The organism is uncultured Holdemanella sp. (assembly GCF_934754935.1).
Classification (GTDB): Bacteria; Bacillota_I; Bacilli_A; order Erysipelotrichales; family Erysipelotrichaceae; genus Holdemanella.
This window is the reverse complement of record NZ_CAKVJB010000026.1, coordinates 17,319-36,773: the sequence shown is the minus strand read 5'-3', so window position 1 is coordinate 36,773 and position 19,455 is coordinate 17,319. Positions and strand designations below refer to the sequence as shown.

22 protein-coding genes and 7 tRNA genes are annotated in these 19,455 nt (G+C 31.9%); 16 read left to right on the top strand and 13 right to left on the bottom strand.

Annotated features, from left to right (window positions below; translation table 11 throughout):
• Positions 1-1,017: 1,017 nt before the first annotated feature.
• Together Q0E86_RS08000 and Q0E86_RS07995 are read right to left on the bottom strand one after the other, a co-directional pair.
• Entirely contained in the window at positions 1,018-2,109 is a 1,092-nt protein-coding gene (locus Q0E86_RS08000) for a M56 family metallopeptidase (RefSeq protein ID WP_295755965.1), read from the bottom strand.
• Positions 2,110-2,478 carry a BlaI/MecI/CopY family transcriptional regulator gene (locus Q0E86_RS07995; RefSeq protein WP_117996024.1) on the bottom strand — a complete coding sequence of 123 codons (369 nt, stop codon included), beginning with the start codon at positions 2,476-2,478 and terminating at the stop codon, positions 2,110-2,112.
• 764 nt (positions 2,479-3,242) lie between these two features.
• Here Q0E86_RS07995 and Q0E86_RS07990 point away from each other — a divergent pair.
• Positions 3,243-3,407 (top strand): hypothetical protein, encoded by a 165-nt coding sequence (locus tag Q0E86_RS07990; RefSeq protein ID WP_295755963.1) that lies wholly within the window; start codon positions 3,243-3,245, stop codon positions 3,405-3,407.
• Positions 3,408-4,008: 601 nt separating this feature from the next.
• Here the strand turns inward: Q0E86_RS07990 and Q0E86_RS07985 are convergent.
• From Q0E86_RS07985 to Q0E86_RS07975, 3 genes are read right to left on the bottom strand one after another with little or no spacing between them, the layout of a single operon-like run.
• A complete protein-coding gene (locus Q0E86_RS07985; RefSeq protein ID WP_295755960.1) occupies positions 4,009-4,227 on the bottom strand; it encodes a hypothetical protein in 219 nt (72 codons plus the stop codon).
• A 7-nt stretch (positions 4,228-4,234) separates the two neighbouring features.
• Complete coding sequence (locus Q0E86_RS07980) at positions 4,235-5,332, bottom strand: M56 family metallopeptidase (RefSeq protein WP_295755957.1); 1,098 nt, start codon at positions 5,330-5,332, stop codon at positions 4,235-4,237.
• Positions 5,332-5,697: a BlaI/MecI/CopY family transcriptional regulator gene (locus Q0E86_RS07975; protein ID WP_295755955.1), complete on the bottom strand. Its 366-nt coding sequence runs from the start codon at positions 5,695-5,697 to the stop codon at positions 5,332-5,334. The genes Q0E86_RS07980 and Q0E86_RS07975 overlap by 1 nt, the downstream gene beginning before the upstream one ends.
• A gap of 217 nt (positions 5,698-5,914) precedes the next feature.
• Here Q0E86_RS07975 and Q0E86_RS07970 point away from each other — a divergent pair, with 217 nt between their 5' ends.
• The 6 genes from Q0E86_RS07970 (at position 5,915) to Q0E86_RS07945 (ending at position 9,269) form a co-directional block, all read left to right on the top strand.
• Positions 5,915-6,088 carry a hypothetical protein gene (locus Q0E86_RS07970; RefSeq protein WP_295755953.1) on the top strand — a complete coding sequence of 58 codons (174 nt, stop codon included), beginning with the start codon at positions 5,915-5,917 and terminating at the stop codon, positions 6,086-6,088.
• Positions 6,089-6,981: 893 nt separating this feature from the next.
• Positions 6,982-7,383: a conjugal transfer protein TraF gene (gene traF / locus Q0E86_RS07965; protein WP_288522846.1), complete on the top strand. Its 402-nt coding sequence runs from the start codon at positions 6,982-6,984 to the stop codon at positions 7,381-7,383.
• Positions 7,384-7,396: 13 nt separating this feature from the next.
• Entirely contained in the window at positions 7,397-8,077 is a 681-nt protein-coding gene (locus Q0E86_RS07960; protein WP_295755950.1) for a hypothetical protein, read from the top strand.
• Between the two features lie 12 nt (positions 8,078-8,089).
• On the top strand, positions 8,090-8,398 hold the full coding sequence (locus tag Q0E86_RS07955; protein WP_288522843.1) for a hypothetical protein: 309 nt from the start codon (positions 8,090-8,092) through the stop codon (positions 8,396-8,398).
• A 93-nt stretch (positions 8,399-8,491) separates the two neighbouring features.
• Positions 8,492-9,025 carry a hypothetical protein gene (locus Q0E86_RS07950; protein WP_288522842.1) on the top strand — a complete coding sequence of 178 codons (534 nt, stop codon included), beginning with the start codon at positions 8,492-8,494 and terminating at the stop codon, positions 9,023-9,025.
• Positions 9,026-9,053: 28 nt separating this feature from the next.
• Positions 9,054-9,269, top strand: a complete 216-nt coding sequence (locus Q0E86_RS07945; RefSeq protein ID WP_195233071.1) for a hypothetical protein — start codon at positions 9,054-9,056, stop codon at positions 9,267-9,269.
• Between the two features lie 84 nt (positions 9,270-9,353).
• On the opposite strand, the gene Q0E86_RS07940 is transcribed toward Q0E86_RS07945, so the two are convergent.
• Positions 9,354-10,031 carry a helix-turn-helix domain-containing protein gene (locus tag Q0E86_RS07940; protein WP_295755943.1) on the bottom strand — a complete coding sequence of 226 codons (678 nt, stop codon included), beginning with the start codon at positions 10,029-10,031 and terminating at the stop codon, positions 9,354-9,356.
• A gap of 166 nt (positions 10,032-10,197) precedes the next feature.
• On the opposite strand from Q0E86_RS07940, the gene Q0E86_RS07935 reads away from it, so the two are divergent.
• The 5 genes from Q0E86_RS07935 (at position 10,198) to Q0E86_RS07915 (ending at position 14,275) form a co-directional block, all read left to right on the top strand.
• Positions 10,198-10,386 (top strand): hypothetical protein, encoded by a 189-nt coding sequence (locus Q0E86_RS07935; protein ID WP_118114976.1) that lies wholly within the window; start codon positions 10,198-10,200, stop codon positions 10,384-10,386.
• A 162-nt stretch (positions 10,387-10,548) separates the two neighbouring features.
• A complete protein-coding gene (locus tag Q0E86_RS07930; RefSeq protein ID WP_118325104.1) occupies positions 10,549-11,187 on the top strand; it encodes a hypothetical protein in 639 nt (212 codons plus the stop codon).
• 3 nt (positions 11,188-11,190) lie between these two features.
• On the top strand, positions 11,191-12,303 hold the full coding sequence (locus tag Q0E86_RS07925) for a site-specific integrase (protein WP_295755939.1): 1,113 nt from the start codon (positions 11,191-11,193) through the stop codon (positions 12,301-12,303).
• Positions 12,304-12,477: 174 nt separating this feature from the next.
• Positions 12,478-12,771: a hypothetical protein gene (locus Q0E86_RS07920; protein ID WP_270473433.1), complete on the top strand. Its 294-nt coding sequence runs from the start codon at positions 12,478-12,480 to the stop codon at positions 12,769-12,771.
• Positions 12,764-14,275 (top strand): plasmid recombination protein, encoded by a 1,512-nt coding sequence (locus Q0E86_RS07915; RefSeq protein WP_295755937.1) that lies wholly within the window; start codon positions 12,764-12,766, stop codon positions 14,273-14,275. Before Q0E86_RS07920 ends, Q0E86_RS07915 begins: the two co-directional genes overlap by 8 nt.
• Before the next feature lie 194 nt (positions 14,276-14,469).
• On the opposite strand, the gene Q0E86_RS07910 is transcribed toward Q0E86_RS07915, so the two are convergent.
• From Q0E86_RS07910 to Q0E86_RS07880, 7 genes are all read right to left on the bottom strand, one after another.
• A tRNA-Phe gene (locus Q0E86_RS07910) sits at positions 14,470-14,545 on the bottom strand.
• 3 nt (positions 14,546-14,548) lie between these two features.
• Positions 14,549-14,625 (bottom strand) — tRNA-Met (locus Q0E86_RS07905).
• 17 nt (positions 14,626-14,642) lie between these two features.
• Positions 14,643-14,733, bottom strand: a tRNA-Ser gene (locus tag Q0E86_RS07900).
• Between the two features lie 11 nt (positions 14,734-14,744).
• Positions 14,745-14,821: transfer RNA gene (locus Q0E86_RS07895), tRNA-Ile, on the bottom strand.
• Positions 14,822-14,834: 13 nt separating this feature from the next.
• Positions 14,835-14,911, bottom strand: a tRNA-Met gene (locus Q0E86_RS07890).
• Positions 14,912-14,927: 16 nt separating this feature from the next.
• Positions 14,928-15,004, bottom strand: a tRNA-Pro gene (locus Q0E86_RS07885).
• Between the two features lie 22 nt (positions 15,005-15,026).
• Positions 15,027-15,103 (bottom strand) — tRNA-Arg (locus tag Q0E86_RS07880).
• A gap of 175 nt (positions 15,104-15,278) precedes the next feature.
• Here Q0E86_RS07880 and Q0E86_RS07875 point away from each other — a divergent pair.
• The 4 genes from Q0E86_RS07875 to Q0E86_RS07860 are packed head-to-tail and all read left to right on the top strand — an operon-like array spanning position 15,279 to position 19,453.
• On the top strand, positions 15,279-15,968 hold the full coding sequence (locus tag Q0E86_RS07875) for an N-acetylmannosamine-6-phosphate 2-epimerase (protein WP_295755934.1): 690 nt from the start codon (positions 15,279-15,281) through the stop codon (positions 15,966-15,968).
• Positions 15,969-15,970: 2 nt separating this feature from the next.
• Positions 15,971-17,359: a TldD/PmbA family protein gene (locus Q0E86_RS07870; RefSeq protein ID WP_295755931.1), complete on the top strand. Its 1,389-nt coding sequence runs from the start codon at positions 15,971-15,973 to the stop codon at positions 17,357-17,359.
• On the top strand, positions 17,352-18,677 hold the full coding sequence (locus Q0E86_RS07865; RefSeq protein ID WP_295755928.1) for a TldD/PmbA family protein: 1,326 nt from the start codon (positions 17,352-17,354) through the stop codon (positions 18,675-18,677). The genes Q0E86_RS07870 and Q0E86_RS07865 overlap by 8 nt, the downstream gene beginning before the upstream one ends.
• A 2-nt stretch (positions 18,678-18,679) precedes the next feature.
• Entirely contained in the window at positions 18,680-19,453 is a 774-nt protein-coding gene (locus tag Q0E86_RS07860) for an enhanced serine sensitivity protein SseB C-terminal domain-containing protein (protein WP_295755926.1), read from the top strand.
• Positions 19,454-19,455: the final 2 nt, after the last annotated feature.

Genomic DNA, 19,455 nt, shown 5'->3' with positions numbered 1-19,455 from the left:
GTCGTGCCTTCAAATAAAAATACCATCCAGACAATAGTATCTGGATGGTTCGTCATTTCTTAACTTAATGACATTGGATAATTTACTATCCGTTTTTAATATGCTTTGAAAAATTATGACTCTATAAATGACCCAATAACTGACCCGATAAGCTATTTGGAACAAATACAATAACTTTGATTGTCTTGTACAAGTCTGAACATGCATAAATAAGGCATAAAAAAAGCACCTGGCAAATGTTAGGTGCAATCTTTGACAAATGGTGATCTCAGTCGGAATTGAAAAATTATTTTGTTGAAAAAAAGATGGTCTAGTCCGAACCACCCTTTTACTCGTGTAGGCTTGTTATCCGTTTGCCAACTTGAATTATAGCATGCTTTTTAGTGGATGCAATGCTAATCGCTATCACTAGTTCAATTGGAATATTTAATGTATCTGATGTTAAACCTAAGTTTAAGTCTATAGACAATTTCTATTTCGAAACTCTTTCAAATGACTCTATAAGTGACCCGATAACTGACCCAATAAGATTTGGAATTAGAAATGTTGAAAACTTTAAAACTAAATTCTGGAATAAACACAATAATAAAAATGACTGAAATATCCAAACAAATTTACCATCGGTTAGTAGGGATAAAAAAATTGATTATTTATGTAGAACATTGTGGCTTGAATAGAAATGGCGGATATTACTTAAAAAGTAAAGATGATAAATAAGATTTAGGTAAGAGGAAATAAACTGGTTCAAAAGGAAAGGTTGGAATAAGGTTAGAGGAAACACTTATTGAGTTTTATCATACTGAAAATATAGTTAATAATAAGGTGATTCATGAGTATGATTTTGTAAATGTGGTTCAAATAGTAACTGTAAAAGTTCATTATCAATTTTTTTTTACAAATATACGTGAGCTGTTTATAGTGGATAAAAAAAACAAGTATCACTCTTTACATGTGGTACTTGTTTTGCACTTTGAATGAGTTTTAAAAGTTTTTAAATGATTTTGCGATAATGAAAGATTATTCTCCTTCTATGATTGGAATATCTTTAAATTCTTTAGATTTTGGATTGTTGATAATACCTTTAAATTTACCGACATGAAATGTATAAGTACCATCTTTATTAACTGTTATATATCCATTTTTTAAATCTTTTTCTGATAATAACTCATGTTCGTCAGGAGCAGGGAAAGAAGGTTCTAATATGATAGAGTTTGTCAGAAATGGAAACAAAATCAATGTGGCTAATAGTAATTTGTTGGTTTTTTTCTTGTATTTGTTCTCTATCATATAGTTTATCCTATATTCAAGTACTTTTATACTTTCATCAATAATATTCGAATTACTATATTTGTTCACTTGATTATAAATAGTAGTCTTTTTTTGTATACTTATTAAGTCTCTAATGTATTGATTGTTTTCTTCCTCATTGAAATTTTTTGTGCTTTTATAATCAGCACACATCTCTAAAAGTAAATGGATTTGATTTCTAAATATATATACAAATGGATTCCACCAATATAGGATCACAACAAAATTTATAATATGTTTTATTAAACCGTCATGATGTTGAATATGACTGATCTCATGTCGTAAAATATTATTCAGTTCGCTTTTAGTGTATAAAGTCGTAGGTAGAAATATACTCTTTTTTGTGGTAAATACAGTAGGAATATTTAAAAATTTACTGCTAAAAATAGGAAAAGCGTCTAATCCTGCATCTAAATCGTTAGTTTCTAATTTGACTGAATTAGAAATGAGCAGTTTATAATTTTTGTTTGACTGAGATATTGAAAAGATATATTCAATGGATTTGATTATAATTCCTATAATCCATATAAAAAGAAGTAGATTATAAATCTCAAATGAATGAAATTTATAATGCATTATATTATAAAATGGATTCATAATCGGTGCAGCTGCTATTGATTGCGTAAATTTAAATTCAATAGGAAATAACAGACGTAAAATTATAATTATGGCTAGAACGGAAAGAAAATCGGTTCTAAAAAGCATATAACTTTTTTTGTTTGTGAGTAATGTGTTAAAAATAAGAATCAGAATGGCAGTAAAAACGATTGTAATAAATAACGATGAAAGGGTCAACTGCATTTACTTTATTCCCTTTTCTTTTAATTTGATATTTATAAGTTTTTCTAATTCGATAATGGCATCTAAATTGTCGGTTTCTTTTATGAAATTTGAAGCTAATTCAAAAGATGTTTTTTGATTTACAAAACTTGTAATATATTCAACTTGAGAAATTACAGGCACATATTCTCGCATTAGAGCTTTTTCGTGTTGAACGATTCTATCTACTTTTATATAATCTTTTTTAAGTAATTTCTGAAGGACTTGTTGAATTGTATATATACTAACATCTTCATCTAAATTCTTCTTTAAAGCACTAGCAGACAATGGAACAGAAGAATTCCACAATGCAATCATAATTTGATTTTCTCTTTTTGATAATTTTTTCATATATGTTTTCACCCATAAATATTTTAACTTTTATTTTTAATTATAGCAACAAATAGAAATAAAAATAACTATTGCTAAAAATAACAATTAATGTTATTTTGTAGTTGAAGATAACGTTATTCTTGAAAAGAACAAAATATATGGAAATAGTAATTAGTTATTTTGCTTCCTTATTACTGTGTATGCATGTTATTCAAATATATGCAAAAGAATCCACATTTAAAATGAAATACTAAATCAGATTATAGGAGGATGTTCTAAAGATGAGATACGAAAATTTATCGAAAAGACTAAATAGATATACAATATTATTTTTAATAATGGATTTGATCATACTTTCAATTGATTTATTCAGTTGTCACGATCATACTAAATTTTTGTTTCTCATATCGACAATATTCGTAATTAATTGTTTGTTTTTCGATTTATGTAAAAAACACGTTGCTTATAATAAAAAATCAATATTTTATATTTGGCAATTTAATGATGAAAATGCAATCTTTGGATATATAAAGTTATTGGTCTTGATTTCGATTAGCATTTGTTATTTTGGTTTTTATGATTACAGTGTTGCACCGATGTTAATCTTAGCACTTATTGGTATCTGTATTATGTTAATTGTGATTAAAAGAACATTAAAACTTGGAAAGTTATGGCTTTAATAAACAAGTCGTATGACAGATGTTACTAGACCACGTTTATTAGATTGTGATCAGGTTGCTTTGATTGTTGCTGTGATAGTGAACAGAGGAGGTGTATGGTATATGACAGAAGAACAAAGAAAGATGATTAATAAATTGAATGAAGATAATCGAAAATTAAATGATGTGAACAAAGGATTGAAAGACTATGCTAAATACAAATTGGTCGTAGGGATTCTCGTGGTTATCATAATAATCATATTATATTTCATTCAGCATATCACCTGATTTAAAGGTGGATTTAGAGGGAAATAAAAACAGTCGAAATAGATGAAAAAAGCGGATAATTTACTATCCGTTTTTAATATGCTTTGAAAATTTTTTGCGATTTTTTTGCGAATTTTGTTCAGAAAAACACTTGCTTTAGTGGCTTATATAGATATGGAATATAACCATAATGTAAGAATATGCTTTAAACAAGGCATAAAAAAAGCACCTGGCAAATGCTAGGTGCAATCTCTGACAAATGGTGGTCTCAGTCGGAATCGAAAAGCAATTTTGTTTATAATGGACTTTATTGTTATTTCTACTTTATATAAAGGTACAACAATTCAAGAAAATGCATAAAATTCTGTTGTTTTTATCTTTTTTTGGAAATTTTTTGATAAAATTTTGCAGTTGATTTAGTATGAAATGGATTGTGATTATCTGATGGATTTACCTTTCAAAGAAAGTTATAAATTGAATGCATATGATTAAAAAATAAAAAGGCATCCAAGATTCCGTTGTATGAAGACGGAGAGGGATACCAATTTGAATATATACATAAGCAGTAAACTTATGTCAATTCCCACCCATAAAAAGATATTGAAAAACTATTTTAAATTTACTAACAAGGAATCCAATGGTCTCCAACCCATTTGTTCAATGTTTGATTCCATAATCTTTTATACAATTTTCCATTTATATTTTTGAATTTCCAGACAAGTGTCTCTTTGCATGGCATGGTAACATTAATATTTGTAGTGACTTCAGTTTCATTTGCTAAAACAGGTGTTATTATATTCATTGATATGATCAATACTAACATAATCATTATTTTTTTCATAAATTATTCACTCCTCTATAATCGGAACATCTTTAAAACAATTATCGTTTGGATTTGATATTTCAAGATGTGTATTGCCTAATACTAATTCATATGTTCCGTCTTTATGCTTAATGATATATCCCTTATCTATATCTGATTGATTATACATATCCTTTCCGTTTGGGGGATTAAATTCAGATTCCAAAATAATGCTGTTTGTAAGTAATGGAAGTGCAAATACGATAATCATTAGAATTCTATTCGTTTTTTTTCGATACATTCCATCCATTAGATAATTTATACGATATTCTAATACATGTGCATTATCTTGAATTATAAAATGTGTAGATTGCCCCTTGAATTCATTTTTACTTTGAATGTTTTTTTGGATTTCTATAAGCGTATGCATGTATTTCATTACTTTCTCTTTAGAAAATGAATTCGTTGTTTGATTATCCACACGCATTTCCAAAAACAAATCAATTTTGTCTCTTAATCTATATACTGGAATAAACCACCAATACATGATAACTAATAAATTAATGATTTGTTTAATGTACACATCATGATTTTTAATATGCCATGTTTCGTGAAGTAATACATTTTTTAAATTTTTTTCTGAAAGGTATACGTCTGGTATCAATATAGTTTTGTTAAAGCCAATAACCATAGGGGAAGAAACATAGTTTGTTCTTAATACTGCATAATCTTCTTCTTGATAGTTATCAATAAAATCTCTTATATGATAATGTTCTGAATGATTTTCAATACGTTTGTACATGTCTTTGGTAATTTGAATTGCGCGAATCCATTTAATCAGATTCCATATAATTCCTAATGCCCAAACCAATAATAAGAATTGATATACTTGCACATTTGCATAAATTTTGTATTGTAACAGTACAATGATTGGATTCATGATTGTGGGCACTATAATGGTTTTAGTAAATTTGAATTCAAGTGGCACAAACATTCTTACTACAACAACAATAATCAACACGGTTATAAAATCTGTCCGAAATAATTTATAACTTTTTTTATATGAAAGTAATATGTCTAACAGAAGAATCAACAAAAAACTGATGCACAAAGTAATGAAAAGAGATGATGCAGAAAATTGCATTATTTTAACTCTTTCTCTTTTTCTAGAATCAAATTCTTTAATTGTTCAATCATCTCTAAATCATCTGTGTGTTCAACAAAATAAGCTGAAATTTTTGCTCGTGTATCTTCGCCAATAAATGAATTCACATATTGAGCTTCGGATATAACTGGCCTATATAATCTTGTGATTGCTTTCTTGTTTTGTCCAATTCCTGCAACCTTGATATATTTTATCTCCAATAATTTTTGTAGCGTTTGCTGAATCGTATTGATACTCAAATCTTTGGAAGCTAATTTAATATCGTTTGCAGACATTGCAACATCATGCTTCCATAAGATATCCATGACCTCATTTTCCTTCTTAGTAAATTGAATGTATTTCATGTAAGTTCCTCCGTCCAAATTCATTATAGCAACTCGTATGTATTTACGCAAAGACTTTTATAAATATAATTGTTTATTCATTTTAACAATCTTTATAAAAATAAAGATTGTAAATTTCTAAAATCTATATTATATTTGAATTAGAGATAGCGTTATCTATAAAAGAACAAAATAAGAAAGAGGGCGTCTTAAATTAAAAAAAGTGCGGATAGATTATATGATTATTGTTGGTACAGTAATCTGTTATTTATTCTATATTTTAAATTCAACTACAATGTATGCCATCTGTGGTATTGTTTTAGTGATAATGGTTTTATTACTATATATTAGAAACTATAAGAACAATCATTATGGTGGCAAATTCAAAAATGATTTTTTTGATACACATTAATTCAATTATTACTGATTCTATGTGTGAATTAAGTTTTCTCAATAAAAGAGTATCACTTGTTTATGGGGCACAATAAATTTGGATGGGGTTAAGTGAATTTGCTCTCCAAGAATTTTAGGTGCGGTATATACCCCAAAACGGTTTATAGCTAATATTGGGCTCGAACAACAAATAAAAAAGGAGGGATTGCTGATACAACCCTTTTAGGATATCAAAAAATATAAGTTTTAATAAGACTTATATTTTTAAAAGATGATGTATATTAAAACTATAGAGAAGTGAACAATATTATCTATTATTGAACTGTAATAGCATTGAATTTCGATTTATAATCTATAAAAAATACATAAGGAGTTTGATACCCATAGGAACCAATAATTTTTAATCTTAGCAGGTATATTAGAGGATAATGATCATAATAATGTGAACAAATTTTAATTCAACTTTATTGAAATCCAAAGTTCATCTATCTTCAAGAACATTGTTCTAGATAGAAAATGGTATTTAGGTATATTTTAATTCGAACGAGTATTTTGATTATAACGGAAAGAGATGATGGATAATATGAAAAAAAATTTTGCATAGTTTTCTGGGATATCTATGATTTTAGTAAGCGTAAGTATGTTGCTATTTACACATTTGGTTGATGGTTATTATGAATTAAAAAATGTATTAAGTATTATTATAACTTTTTATATCTGTATAAATTTAGTCATAGTGATTTATCTTTATTGTAAAGATTAGAACAAGAGGGGTGGGTATGTATAATTTATTTAAATGAATCTAATATGTATTAGATATCAAATAATAGGATGTAATAACTAAAGGAAAGTATAATTAAAGATTAAATATATGATTCAATCTATATTTATGAGAAAGAAGGATTAGAGTATATGAATATTCTTAATCAAAGATTTAAATTATTTTGCGTATGTATAAGCTTTATATTAATTACTGCATGTGGACAGCTTCCTAAATTTGAATGGAATGAAGTTAAATATAATAAAATTGATGAAATGATAAACAAAAATGAAACGTTTTATTCTATTTTTAAAAGAGATGATTGTCCATATTGTCCAGAATTTTTAGATAATGTAAAGAGTGTCGCGAAAGAAAAAAATTTAAAGATTTATATAGTAGAAACATCTCAGATGTCCAAAAATGAAAAAAAAGATTATAGTAAAAAGTTTAAAGAGAAATATGTTCCCGTAATATATTATGTTTCTAATGGAGAAGTTAAAAAAAATATTTTAGGGAATATAACACAAGAAGAAATGGAAAAATTTATTGAATAATAGGAGGATTTTTATGAAAAAAATCATATCAATTGTAAGTATAGTTACTTTAAGTTTGATGACGTTATTAAACCATTCGATTTCTTTAAAAGCGGAAGAAAGTACTACAGGATGTACCATTGGTGAAGTGGATGAGCAGATTCTCGAAAAAGCATTAAGTTATACAGATGAAGAACAAATGTTAGTAATGGATAGTGTGGAAAATAGTGATATTTATAAGGAACATTTTGATCTTGTTAAGGACAGTGAAAGAATTAATGTTTTTAGAAATAATACAGATCAGTCATATTTTTCTGTTGCATACATACAAAAAGATAATAATAACGATATCATCAGTTCGTTAATATTTGACGTTAATGAAAAATATGAAGTAAGTGGAGCTTTTGTTACCATTAATACTGGAGATAATATTGTAATTGAGGATTACATGAATGATACCGCTCAAGTATATACTTCTACTAGGACGAGCGATTGTTATACATTACAATGCACAAAGAAAACATATCATGGAACAATTCCAGGAAGTAAGGCTTGTGAAGCAGTAATTGGATTGGCTTGTAGTGCTGTGATGAGTTTTTCTGGGGTAATAATATCAAGTATGGTTTGTTATGTTGGGAAAGTTGCAATATGTGCCAAAGCACCAGCAGGATATGTTTGCGAAAAATGGACAAGGTATGAAGTTTGCCCATTCTAGAAGGTAAAGTCTATGATCAAATATATAACTTTATTTTTCTGTTTCTTGGTTATTCCTCTAGTTAATAACTCATCGATTTCTGTGGCATTGATGAGTTACAAAATAGATTTTATATATTCTATGATTATGTTAGGCTTATATGGAGTGAGTATTAAACTTTTGAAAAATAATAAGAATCCAATTGTGGTTATTTCAGTATCAACCATTGTTGAAGATCTAATTATAAATTTATTATGTAAGATAAATATTATTACATATATTATTCAAATGATAATCGTTGCATTATTTGCTATTTATATAAAACGTAAAAGCAATAATTGATTATAAAATATAATAAATATTCTTGGTAATCCGCAATTAGATAGGGTCGACTAAAAATCGGCTTCAAAAATTGTAGGGTTGAAAACCCTATGAGTGTTTAAAGGATTAACTAGGGAGCAGAGTTTATTGCGCCCAAATATGTTGAGTGCCAAAGAAATTGATGTACCTGTTCATTCTCAACAACGCGCTTGTGAAGCAGGAACTATGTATCCTATTCCAGACAAAGGTGAAGTTATTCTATTAGAGGATAACTCAACAATTGAACCATTATATGAGTCTGAAATTTCTGCTGTATCTGATATAAACCGCGCTGCATCGAGAATAAATGTAAATAAGTCATATAGTATTCGCATTCAAAATCAAGGTGGTAGTTGCGTATCAAGTGCTAAAGTCACTGTAACTGGTGCGTATACATACAATAATGGAAAAATTTCAAATGTAAGTTTAAATGCAGCGATTACATATGTTCCTACATTATGGACTGTTTCTATTAATTCACAATGGCACAATATTAGTGGTTCTAGCTTAACGTACAGCATTAACTATCGCTCTTCTGTAAATGATCCATATTCTTGTTTAGCTGGTGGAGGTTATTGGTATAGTGGTGCAACTATTAAAATTCGATAATTTTATAATAAGAAAGAGGGCGTTTTAAATGAAAAAATATGGGGATGCATTCTTAGTGATCATAGGATTATTAATTATTGTTGGGACAGTAATTTGTTATTTATTCTATAATTTAAATTCAACTACAATGTATGCCATCTGCGGTATTGTTTTAGTGATAATGATTTTATTACTATATATTAGAAACTATAAGAACAATCATTATGGTGGCAAATTCAAAAATGATTTTCCTGATGCACATTAATTCAATTATTATTGATTCTATGTGTGGATTAAGTTTTCTCAATAAAAGAGTATCACTTGTTTATGGTGATACTCTTTTGACTGTTTATCTCTCATTTTCATCAACATAGATACATTCAAAACCCATGTTCATCTTCTTTGGAAAATAGTCTTTTACTAGATAATACTCAGTATCTCGATTGAATACGATATGATAGTTGACTGGATTTAGGTTTGTGTTACAAAGTCTTTGAAGGCCAAAGAATAATACACTGGATATGTACTTTCTTTCATTCGCAAATGTTCGGGCAATAGTGTCTCTGCCGTATTCTTCTTCATCCTTTAACTTACCTTTATAGTAGAACTCCCAAAAGTCAATTTTTAGTTGATCCCAATCTTCCACTACAGTTAATCCGTTACCGGATCTTTTTTTATGCAATATACCCGCATAGTTGGCAGTACGAGTATTTGATATCTTTGTATCAAGACGAATATCTATATTGGCAATCCATCCTTCACATGTTTTCTTACCGATATATAGAAGGGCAGTTTTTGTACATGCATCTGATAAATCATCATCTTTTAAATTGTCATAGAATACTTCCTGTTTTGACTTGCCTGTGTATTTTGAAAATAAAGCCAACTGTTTAGGATTCATAAGTCTACCATCTTCATTTACTAGAGTATTCAATGTTTTATAGTTGATTCCTACCTGTTCAGCAAGTTGTTTCATGTTTAAATTTTTTTCTGAACATAAAGAATCTATATAGGATTTTACAGACATAGGACCCCTCCAAATCTATAGATATATTAACATGGTAAAGTACATAAAAAAAGGTATCCGGAAAAATACGTATTATACAGTTGCAATTTCCGGATTAAATGGTATGATAAATATGAAAGTTATAAGTCGTATTTGTAAATAACTTTCTAGAAAGGGGAAATTCAAAATGGAAAAACTATATTGGGGACCCACGGATGTGGCAGCCTATGCGAACATCAGCAAATCCAAGGCATACCAATTCATTCAGGTTATGAAGGATGAGTATGAGCTGGATGAAAGGCGACTTTTAAAAGGAAAAGTTCCGGTTGTGATCGTGAAGGATTTTTTTGATTTTAAGGTAGAAAAAAAGGCTTAATTTGGCTGGCACCAAATTAAACCGGAGGCATATAATATACCCCTAAGCACGTATATTATAGCACATTATGCAAAATGTGGCCTCCTTTTTATCTTTTTTTGGAGGCTTTTTGAATGCTTATTCAGAAAGTCTATTTCGTAATGAGGTAAAAGGAGTTTTTTTATGGAAAATAATAAGAAGATTAAACCCAATTCCTATTATTCTATTCAATATTGGATGATAAATGAATTGGGGTTAAAAGGATTGGAATTGAGTATTTATGCGATTATCTATGGATTTTCGCGTGATCATTGTGGTGCATTTACAGGCAGTCGTAGTTATTTGGCAGATTTTACAAATTCAACTAAAGCTGGTGTAGATAAAGCTTTAAAAAGTTTAATACAAAAGAATTTGTTAGAGAAGAAAGACTTTGTAAATCATGGTATTAAAAATTGTATTTATGTCGCAAAAGAGGTGGCAAACTTAGTTAGCTACCAGTCAACAGAGTTAGGTGGGGTGGCAAACTCAGTTAGCCAGGGTAGCCAACTGAGTTGTCCTAATAATATAGAAGATAATATAGAAGATAATACACTCTCTTTAGAAGTGAAGCATTTTGGACTTTATGGAAATGTTATTCTGAATGATGAACTGTATGATCGATTGCTTATTGAATCGGAAGAATATGCGGATGAATATATCAATAGACTGGATTCACATATTGAAATGCATCAACTTCACAAACAGTATTCTGCATATGCTCCTAATCAGTTCTTTATCAAGATCTTTGACATGCTTCGAAGAGACGGGCATGTGGAGGTGTAGACAATGTCTGTGAAACGTTTAGGAAATAAGAAGTATGAAATTCGTGGATCTGTACCCACTTCAACTGGAAAGTATCATAGATATTCTTTTCGAAAGACTTTTAATTCCATCAATGATGCGCGTGAGTTTGAATTGAAATATAAAGAATCTTTTAATGCAGAAACACACACTTTTGAAAGTCATTCTTATACATTGAAAGAGTTTATTGACGTATATGATTTGGCTAAGGCAAATCAATTAAAATCAAGCACAAAACAAAGTAATACATATATTTCAAAATACTTTGAATCTTTGTATGATGAAAAGATTCAATCTCTAACATCTGGACAGATCAAACAGATTACGGATGCTGCATTTAAAAAAGGTTTGAGTGAAGAATATGTAAATAAGATGCTGACATATTTGAATAAGATTTTTAACTATGGACTTGAAATGGGATATGTACAGTTCAATCCGGTCAAAAGAATTCCCAAATACAAAAGACCGGACAAGATCATTGATGAAGACGATTTCTATACTCCGGATGAATTTGAACAGTTTATCCAATGTTTTCCAAGAAACAAAGAAAATGGAGAATATGTCTGTTATGTTATTGTGAATCTTTTGTATTTTATGGGATGTCGATTTGGCGAATGTGTTGCACTAACAATGAACGATATTGATATGGATAAGGGAACAATTCGATTCAATAAGACAGTAGCTAGGTATGTGCAGGGAAGATCGTATCTGGTTACTCCGCCAAAGACAAGGAACAGTATTCGAACGATAACGATGCCCAAACGAATGAAATGCATCATGCAGGAATATTTGGATTGGTACAAAGACTTGTACTGCATCACAAAAGATACATTTCTGTTTGGAGTGGACAGACCTGTTCTTGCGAAAGTTGTGAAGAAGCGTATGGCAATCGCATGCGAAAGATCAGGAATTCGCATGATCAAGATTCATGGGTTTAGACGAAGCAATGCATCACTTCTGTGTAATGCGAATGCACCTGTATCATTGGTCGCAAAACGCTTGGGTCATACACAAACGGAATGTTTGAAGACTTACGTTAAGTTCTTCAATAATTCCGAGCAGGATCTGATCGACATCATTGATTCTCAATTCGAATGATGTCGCTAAAAGCTCAACGCAGTTGCCCGTCATTGAACTTCATTATCGCTTTTAGTGCGGTAGTGGGGTTCAATAGGGAAGGGCATTACCATCAAGCTGGTAATTATGGCAAGCAAGGCTTGCTCAAAAGAATGTGTGGAAATAATTAATGAACAATAATAAGGGGATACGTAAATGAATCGATTTAAATTATATTTAAATGATACGAATATTGAACATCAAAAGGAATGTATAAAAATACTTTTTAAACATTTTAATGGTACTTATCGAAATACATATAATGGCAATTTGGAAGTGATTATTGAAGAAAAAGCATCGACTTCTGGAAGACCTAAGAAAAAACTTCCTGGTGTGGATGTTCTTAGAGCAGAAAAGAAGGAAATGACTTTTGAACAGATGTGTAAAAAATATAATGTTTGTCGTACAACATTGTATAAAATATTAAAATCGGGTGATTTGCATGAATGAAGTGTCGGTTACGATTACGGCTGGTGAAGGATGTGAAGAACATAATCACGGCTTGGAGTATCGCTCGAAACTGGAGCATACGCATGATACAAATAAAGATACAGTAATTGAACTTGTGCCTTATGAAAAAAGCTATAAGGAACAGATTAATGAATTGATGAAACCATATATTAAAGAACGTAATGAGTATACATTGAAACGAAAAGCAGCTGCTTGGGATCGATACAATTCGGGACAAATCAAGACAAAGCCACGTAATCGGGATTATCCATTGATTGGAAATGATTATTATACGCAGCATCTGCATGATCAGATGCGGAATCCAAAAACGAATAAAATGGAGCAGATTAAGATGTTTCGTTCTTTAATCATAGGTTTGGGCGATAAGAGTGATCGTGAAAATGGCAAGATAACGAGAGAACAAGCACTTCATATTTTTAATGAATTTCTTGTGAAATTTAAAGAGGATTTTCCGTATTTCCATATATTAGGTGCCACTGTACATTTAGATGAATCGGGATTCTACCATATGCACCTCGATTTTAAACCTATTTATGAACGTGCAGAGGATATGGAATATATTCAGAAGCATGGTGGGGGATTGCGCTGTGGCATAGGGTTAGATGAAACATTAGTACGCATGGGGTATAAACCGGAACAGTCTATAATCAATGAAAGAGATAAAGTTCCGATTTTATTTAATGCGATGCGAAATAAGATGTATAAAAGTATGGAAACCATTATGAATGAGAGCAATTTATATTTGATGTATGGTGCTACAAGTATTAAGGAACCATTAAAAGATGCATCGGTAAATATGCCACTGAGCCAGTGGCAGGATACAAAGGATAAGACATTAGAAATGCAGCACAATATGAATATCGCAAAAGATTTTTTGAAACAAGACACCGTGGACGAGAAAAATATTGCGTATGCGTACGAACGATTGGAAAATGTATCTTCACAATTAGTGGAAATGGAGAATTCACCAAAATCAAGATGGAATAAGAATAAGATCGTAGTTGAATATCATGTGTTTGATCAGCTTAAAACGTTTATTCAGGAATTGAAGTCAATGATTGGGGCGTTGTTGAAACGTATCAAATTGTTGAGCGCTAGAATAGATAGTTTAACAGATGAAAACAAAACACTAAATAACAAGCTAGATAGTACAAAGAATGAATTGGTTCAGTATAAGAATGACAATAAGTTATTGAAGATTAGACTAAATGATGTGAAAGAACAGAATTCAGTTTTACAGACTAAAGTGAATGATCATAACCATAGTATGTTGACAATGAGTAAGAAGCTGAATAAGTCTGAAGCTAGAAATATTGCACTGACTCGATTTGTGAAAGAAACAACAAGAAATCAGATTCACTTAAAAAATGGACAGAGCATAACAGTTTATGATGCGATAATAAATAGACTAAGTTCTGAAGATAAGACAATGGTTAGAAAAACAATGGATTTAGAGGGAAATAAAAACAGTCGAAATCGATGAAAAAAAGCGGATAATTTACTATCCGTTTTTAATATGCTTTGAAAATTTTTTGCGATTTTTTTGCGAATTTTGTTTAAAAAAACACTTGTTTTAGTGGTTTATATAGATAAGGAATATAACCGTTATGTAAGAATATGCTTTAAATAAGGCATAAAAAAAGCACCTGGCAAATGCTAGGTGCAATCTTTGACAAATGGTGGTCTCAGTCGGAATCGAACCAACGACACAAGGATTTTCAGTCCTTTGCTCTACCAACTGAGCTATGAGACCACATGGTTGCGGGAGAAGGATTTGAACCAACGACCTCCGGGTTATGAGCCCGACGAGCTACCAGACTGCTCTATCCCGCGATGTGAATTAATTAAGATGGCGCAGAAGCTGGGATTCGAACCCAGGCGCCGCTCGCACGACCTACCGGTTTTCAAGACCGGACCCTTCAGCCACTTGGGTACTTCTGCATATGTATAATTGGTGGACCCTGTAGGACTCGAACCTACGACCCGCCGGTTATGAGCCGGATGCTCTGACCAACTGAGCTAAGGGTCCAAGTTAAACTCGTTGGTGGCTGGAGTGAGACTCGAACTCACGACCTTCCGGGTATGAACCGGATGCTCTAGCCAACTAAGCTACCCAGCCGAATTAAATAAAATAATGGTCGGGATGACAGGATTTGAACCTGCGACCCCTTGATCCCAAATCAAGTGCACTACCAAGCTGTGCTACATCCCGATATTTTTAGAAAAAAAATAAATGGCGCGCCCAGCAGGAATCGAACCCACAACCTTTTGATCCGTAGTCAAACGCTCTATCCAGTTGAGCTATGGGCGCATTTATTTCAACTGAGCTCATGTGTCTCGCTCAGTGCCCATTAAATATACCATCACTTTTAAATGATTGCAAGCACTTTTTTTAAAAATTTTTAATTTTTTTTAAAATCGTGTTTTTAAGGCTATATACGTAGTATAATTACCTATATATAAATAAGAAAAAGGAGATTTAAATCATGAGTAACATTGAATCAGTAAAAGGACACTTGATTGTATCTTGTCAGGCACTTCCAGATGAACCTTTACATTCATCATTTATTATGGGACGTATGGCTAGAGCTGCTAAATGGGGAGGCGCTAAAGGTATTCGTGCTAATACTGTAGAAGATATTAATGAAATTCAAAAAGAAGTGGATTTACCAGTTATTGGAATTATTAAACGTGTATATGGAGACTGCCCAGTATTCATTACACCTACAATGAAAGAAATTGATGAATTGATCGAGGGAGCACATCCAGCAATCGTTGCCTTAGATGCAACTTGTCGTGTTCGTCCAGATGGAAGAAATTTAGATGAATTGTATGCGGATATTCGTGCTAAATATCCAGAACAGAAATTAATGGCAGACTGCTCTACATTAGAAGAATGTCTACATGCTGCCCAATTAGGTTTTGATTTTGTAGGAACAACATTAGTTGGATATACAGAAGAAAGTAAGGGCGATAAAGTTGAAACGAATGATTTTGAGATCATGCGTAAATATTTAGAACAATCAAATGTGCCAATGATTGCCGAAGGAAATATTGATACACCAGAAAAAGCACGCCGTGTATTAGAACTTGGATGCTTCAGTGTAGTCGTTGGATCTATCATTACTCGTCCTCAATTAATCACAAAACGATTTGTAGATTGCATTGAGGGATAAGTATGTTAAAGAAGGAACAATTAGAAAAATTATTAGAACGTTGTATGGCTTCTTCTTGTGATTTTGCCGAAATCTTTGAAGAAGAAGGTACAACTGAATCTTTATCCATGTTGAATGGAAAATTAGAAGATACAAATGTATTGATTCGTGCCGGTATTGGAATTCGTCTATATAAAGGTGTGCAATCTGTATATGGATACACAAATGAAACCAATGAAGAATCATTAAATGCCTTAGTGGATGATTTGCGTGGGGGCTTTGGCATTGAATCTAAATCTGTAGCTATCTCTTTGGTTGAAGAAAAACATGAAAATCTTCATCCTATCAAAGAAAATCCTGTCAAAGCTTCATTAGAATCGAAAGTTGCCTTAATGCTACGTGCAAGTGATGCCGCAAAGGCATATTCAGATAAGATTCAAAAAGTATCTGTAGGCTTGGCAAGTGTATGCCAAAATGTACAGATTTCAAATAGTGAAGGAAGACTAGTACACGATACTCGAATTCGTTGTCGAATGTCTGTATCCTCTTTTGCCCAAGATGGTCAAAACTTACAATCGGGCTATGAAGCACCAGGCGCAAGTAAGGGTCTTGAATTCTTTGAAGAAAGAACACCAGAATCGATCGGAAAAGAAGCAAGTCGAATCGCCTTGGTATTATTAGAGGCAAAAGATTGTCCATCTGGAAAGATGCCAGTCATTATTGACAATGGATTTGGTGGCGTGATCTTCCACGAAGCTTGTGGACATGCTCTAGAGGCAAGTTCAGTCAGTAAAAATCAGAGTGTATTCTGTAATAAATTAGGGCAAAAAGTCGCTAGTGATAAAGTTACGGCGATTGATGATGGTACAATTCCAAATGCATGGGGCTCACAAAACGTCGATGATGAGGGTAATCCCCAACAAAGACGTGTATTAATTGAGAATGGTATTTTAAAGAGTTATATGGTCGATCGTTTGAATGGCCGAAGAATGGGTCTTGAATCGACTTCAAGTTCGCGTCGTCAGTCTTATAAATTTGAAACAACTTCGCGTATGACAAATACATATATTGCCGCTGGAAATGATGATTTTGACGAAATGTTTGAAGGAATCAAACGTGGATTGTATGCGAAAAAAATGGGTGGTGGAAGTGTAAATCCACAAACCGGTGAATTTAACTTTGCCGTATTAGAAGGTTATTTAATTGAAAATGGCAAGATTTCTTATCCAGTAAAAGGAGCTTCTTTAATTGGTAATGGTGCGGATATCCTATTTAATATTGATCGCGTTGGTAAAAACTTAGAGCGTGGACAAGGTATGTGTGGCGCTAGTTCGGGTTCAATTCCTACCGATGTAGGCCAGCCAGCCATTCGTGTTTCACAAATCACAGTCGGAGGTACGGCCAATGAATAAACAAGTATGGATTGAAAAAGCACTTGGCCTAGGCATTCAGGAATTTGAAATCTATCAATCTACAACAGTAGAAAAAGAAATGACTTGGTTTCAAGGACAAATGGACACTTTAGTATCCAGTAAAGTAACGGGTACAAGTATTCGTGGAATTGTAGATGGAAAAATGGCCAATATGGCTTTGGAAGAAGTAGATGATGATCAATGTGAGATTATTTTAAAGTCATTGATTGAACAAGCACATATTATTTCAAATGAAGAAACAGATTCATTAAGAAAACCAGAGCCGATTGAATATGTAAAAAAAGATGTGACTTGGAATATGGCAAGTACAGAATATGTGAACCAAGTTCTTCAAAGCTTAGAAACTAAGATTTTAGCCTATGATCCACGTGTCATTCAAGTTGGATATTTAGGATATTCACAAGGAAGTGGAAGCCGCAGTATTGTGAATAGCTTAGGTATGGATGTGCAAGATGTGGATGAAATGCAGTACATTGTTGCCAGTGTTGTCGTTAAAGAAAATGAAGAAATCAAAGATGCGAGTTTAGTTGAAGTTGTATATGACTTTAACCAATATGATTTGGATTCTTTTGTATCTCGTGTTTGTGATAAAGCTTTAAATAAATTAGGGGCTGCACCAATTCCAAGCTGTACATGCCCAGTTATCTTTGAAAAGGATGCGATGACATCTTTGTTTGCAGCTTTTACAGGTTTATTTAATGGAGAATTGATGTATAAGGGGATTTCACCTTTGAAAGATAAATTTAACGAACAAATTTTCTCTGAACAAATCACAATTATGGATGATCCAAAGAATACGGATTGTTTAAGTATTGCCAATTTTGATGATGAGGGTTGTCCAACTTTTTCAAAAACATTGGTGGATCACGGAAAATATGTTATGATGCTTCATGACACAAGAAGTGCCAATCGAATGCATACAAAGAGTACAGGAAATGGCTTTAAATCAGGTTATGCATCTAGTGTTAGTGTACAACCGATGAATTGTTACATCGTACCTGGAAATGATAGTCTTGAGGATTTATGTACAAAAATCAAAGATGGTTTTGTCGTACAGAATTTAGCTGGTCTTCATGCAGGACTTGATTTTGTTTCTACTAACTTCTCACTACAATGCTCAGGCTTCTGGGTAAAGGATGGTAAAAGAGATAAGAACGTTACCTTGGTTACCGTCGCAAATAACTTCTTAGATATGATGAAACACGTAATGAGTGTGGGTAACGATTTAGATTGGAGTTATCATCAGGTTGTAAGTCCAAGTATCGCATTTGAAGAGTGCACAATTTCAGGGGAATAATTATGGTAAATGAATTTAAAAATGAAAAACTACAAGAAACATTAATTGTATTTAATAGAGAAAAAACAGATTCAGCATTTAGAAACTTGTTGGATGCGTTTATTTCTACTAACTTTCTAATCCCAGCACAATGGGATAAAGAACCTACTCGCAATGAAAAAGGCGTCTTAGTTTTTGAACCCAATACACAATTCCAATTGTCTTTGATTCAAAATGATAAGGGAGATAGTTTCTTTCCTGTCTTCTCAAGTATGGATCAATTAAAGAAATGGGATCAAGATAGTGAAATCCATTCATTAGTTATGACATATAATCAATATATGCCTTTTGTGAAGATGGCATTAAACCAGATTCATGGTATTGTAATCGATCCATTTGGAGCTAATGTTTTACTAGATTGTAATTTATTAGTGGAATTAGATAAAAGTCGTGGATCTCAAGTGAGTGAAAATCCAATTCATAAAGGAGATAGTTTAAAGCTTCGTGATCCTATCGCAAGTGTAACCGAACTTCAAAGAGCTATCTGCGAATTTGGTGACTCTCACCCAGACATTCTTTCTATTTATTTGAAGGAAAGAATTGTCAAAGATCAGCCTAGCCACTGGTTCTTAGTTGTGGATATGATCAATGATGATAAACAGACACTACAAGATTTAGGCAACTTCTGTACGCCTGCAAGTTATGGGAAAGGTTTTGAATTTATGTTTGGAAGTATGGAAATCGCTAAGAGAATCATGGCGGATACAATTCCAACATATGTAAAGGTTACAAAGTAATT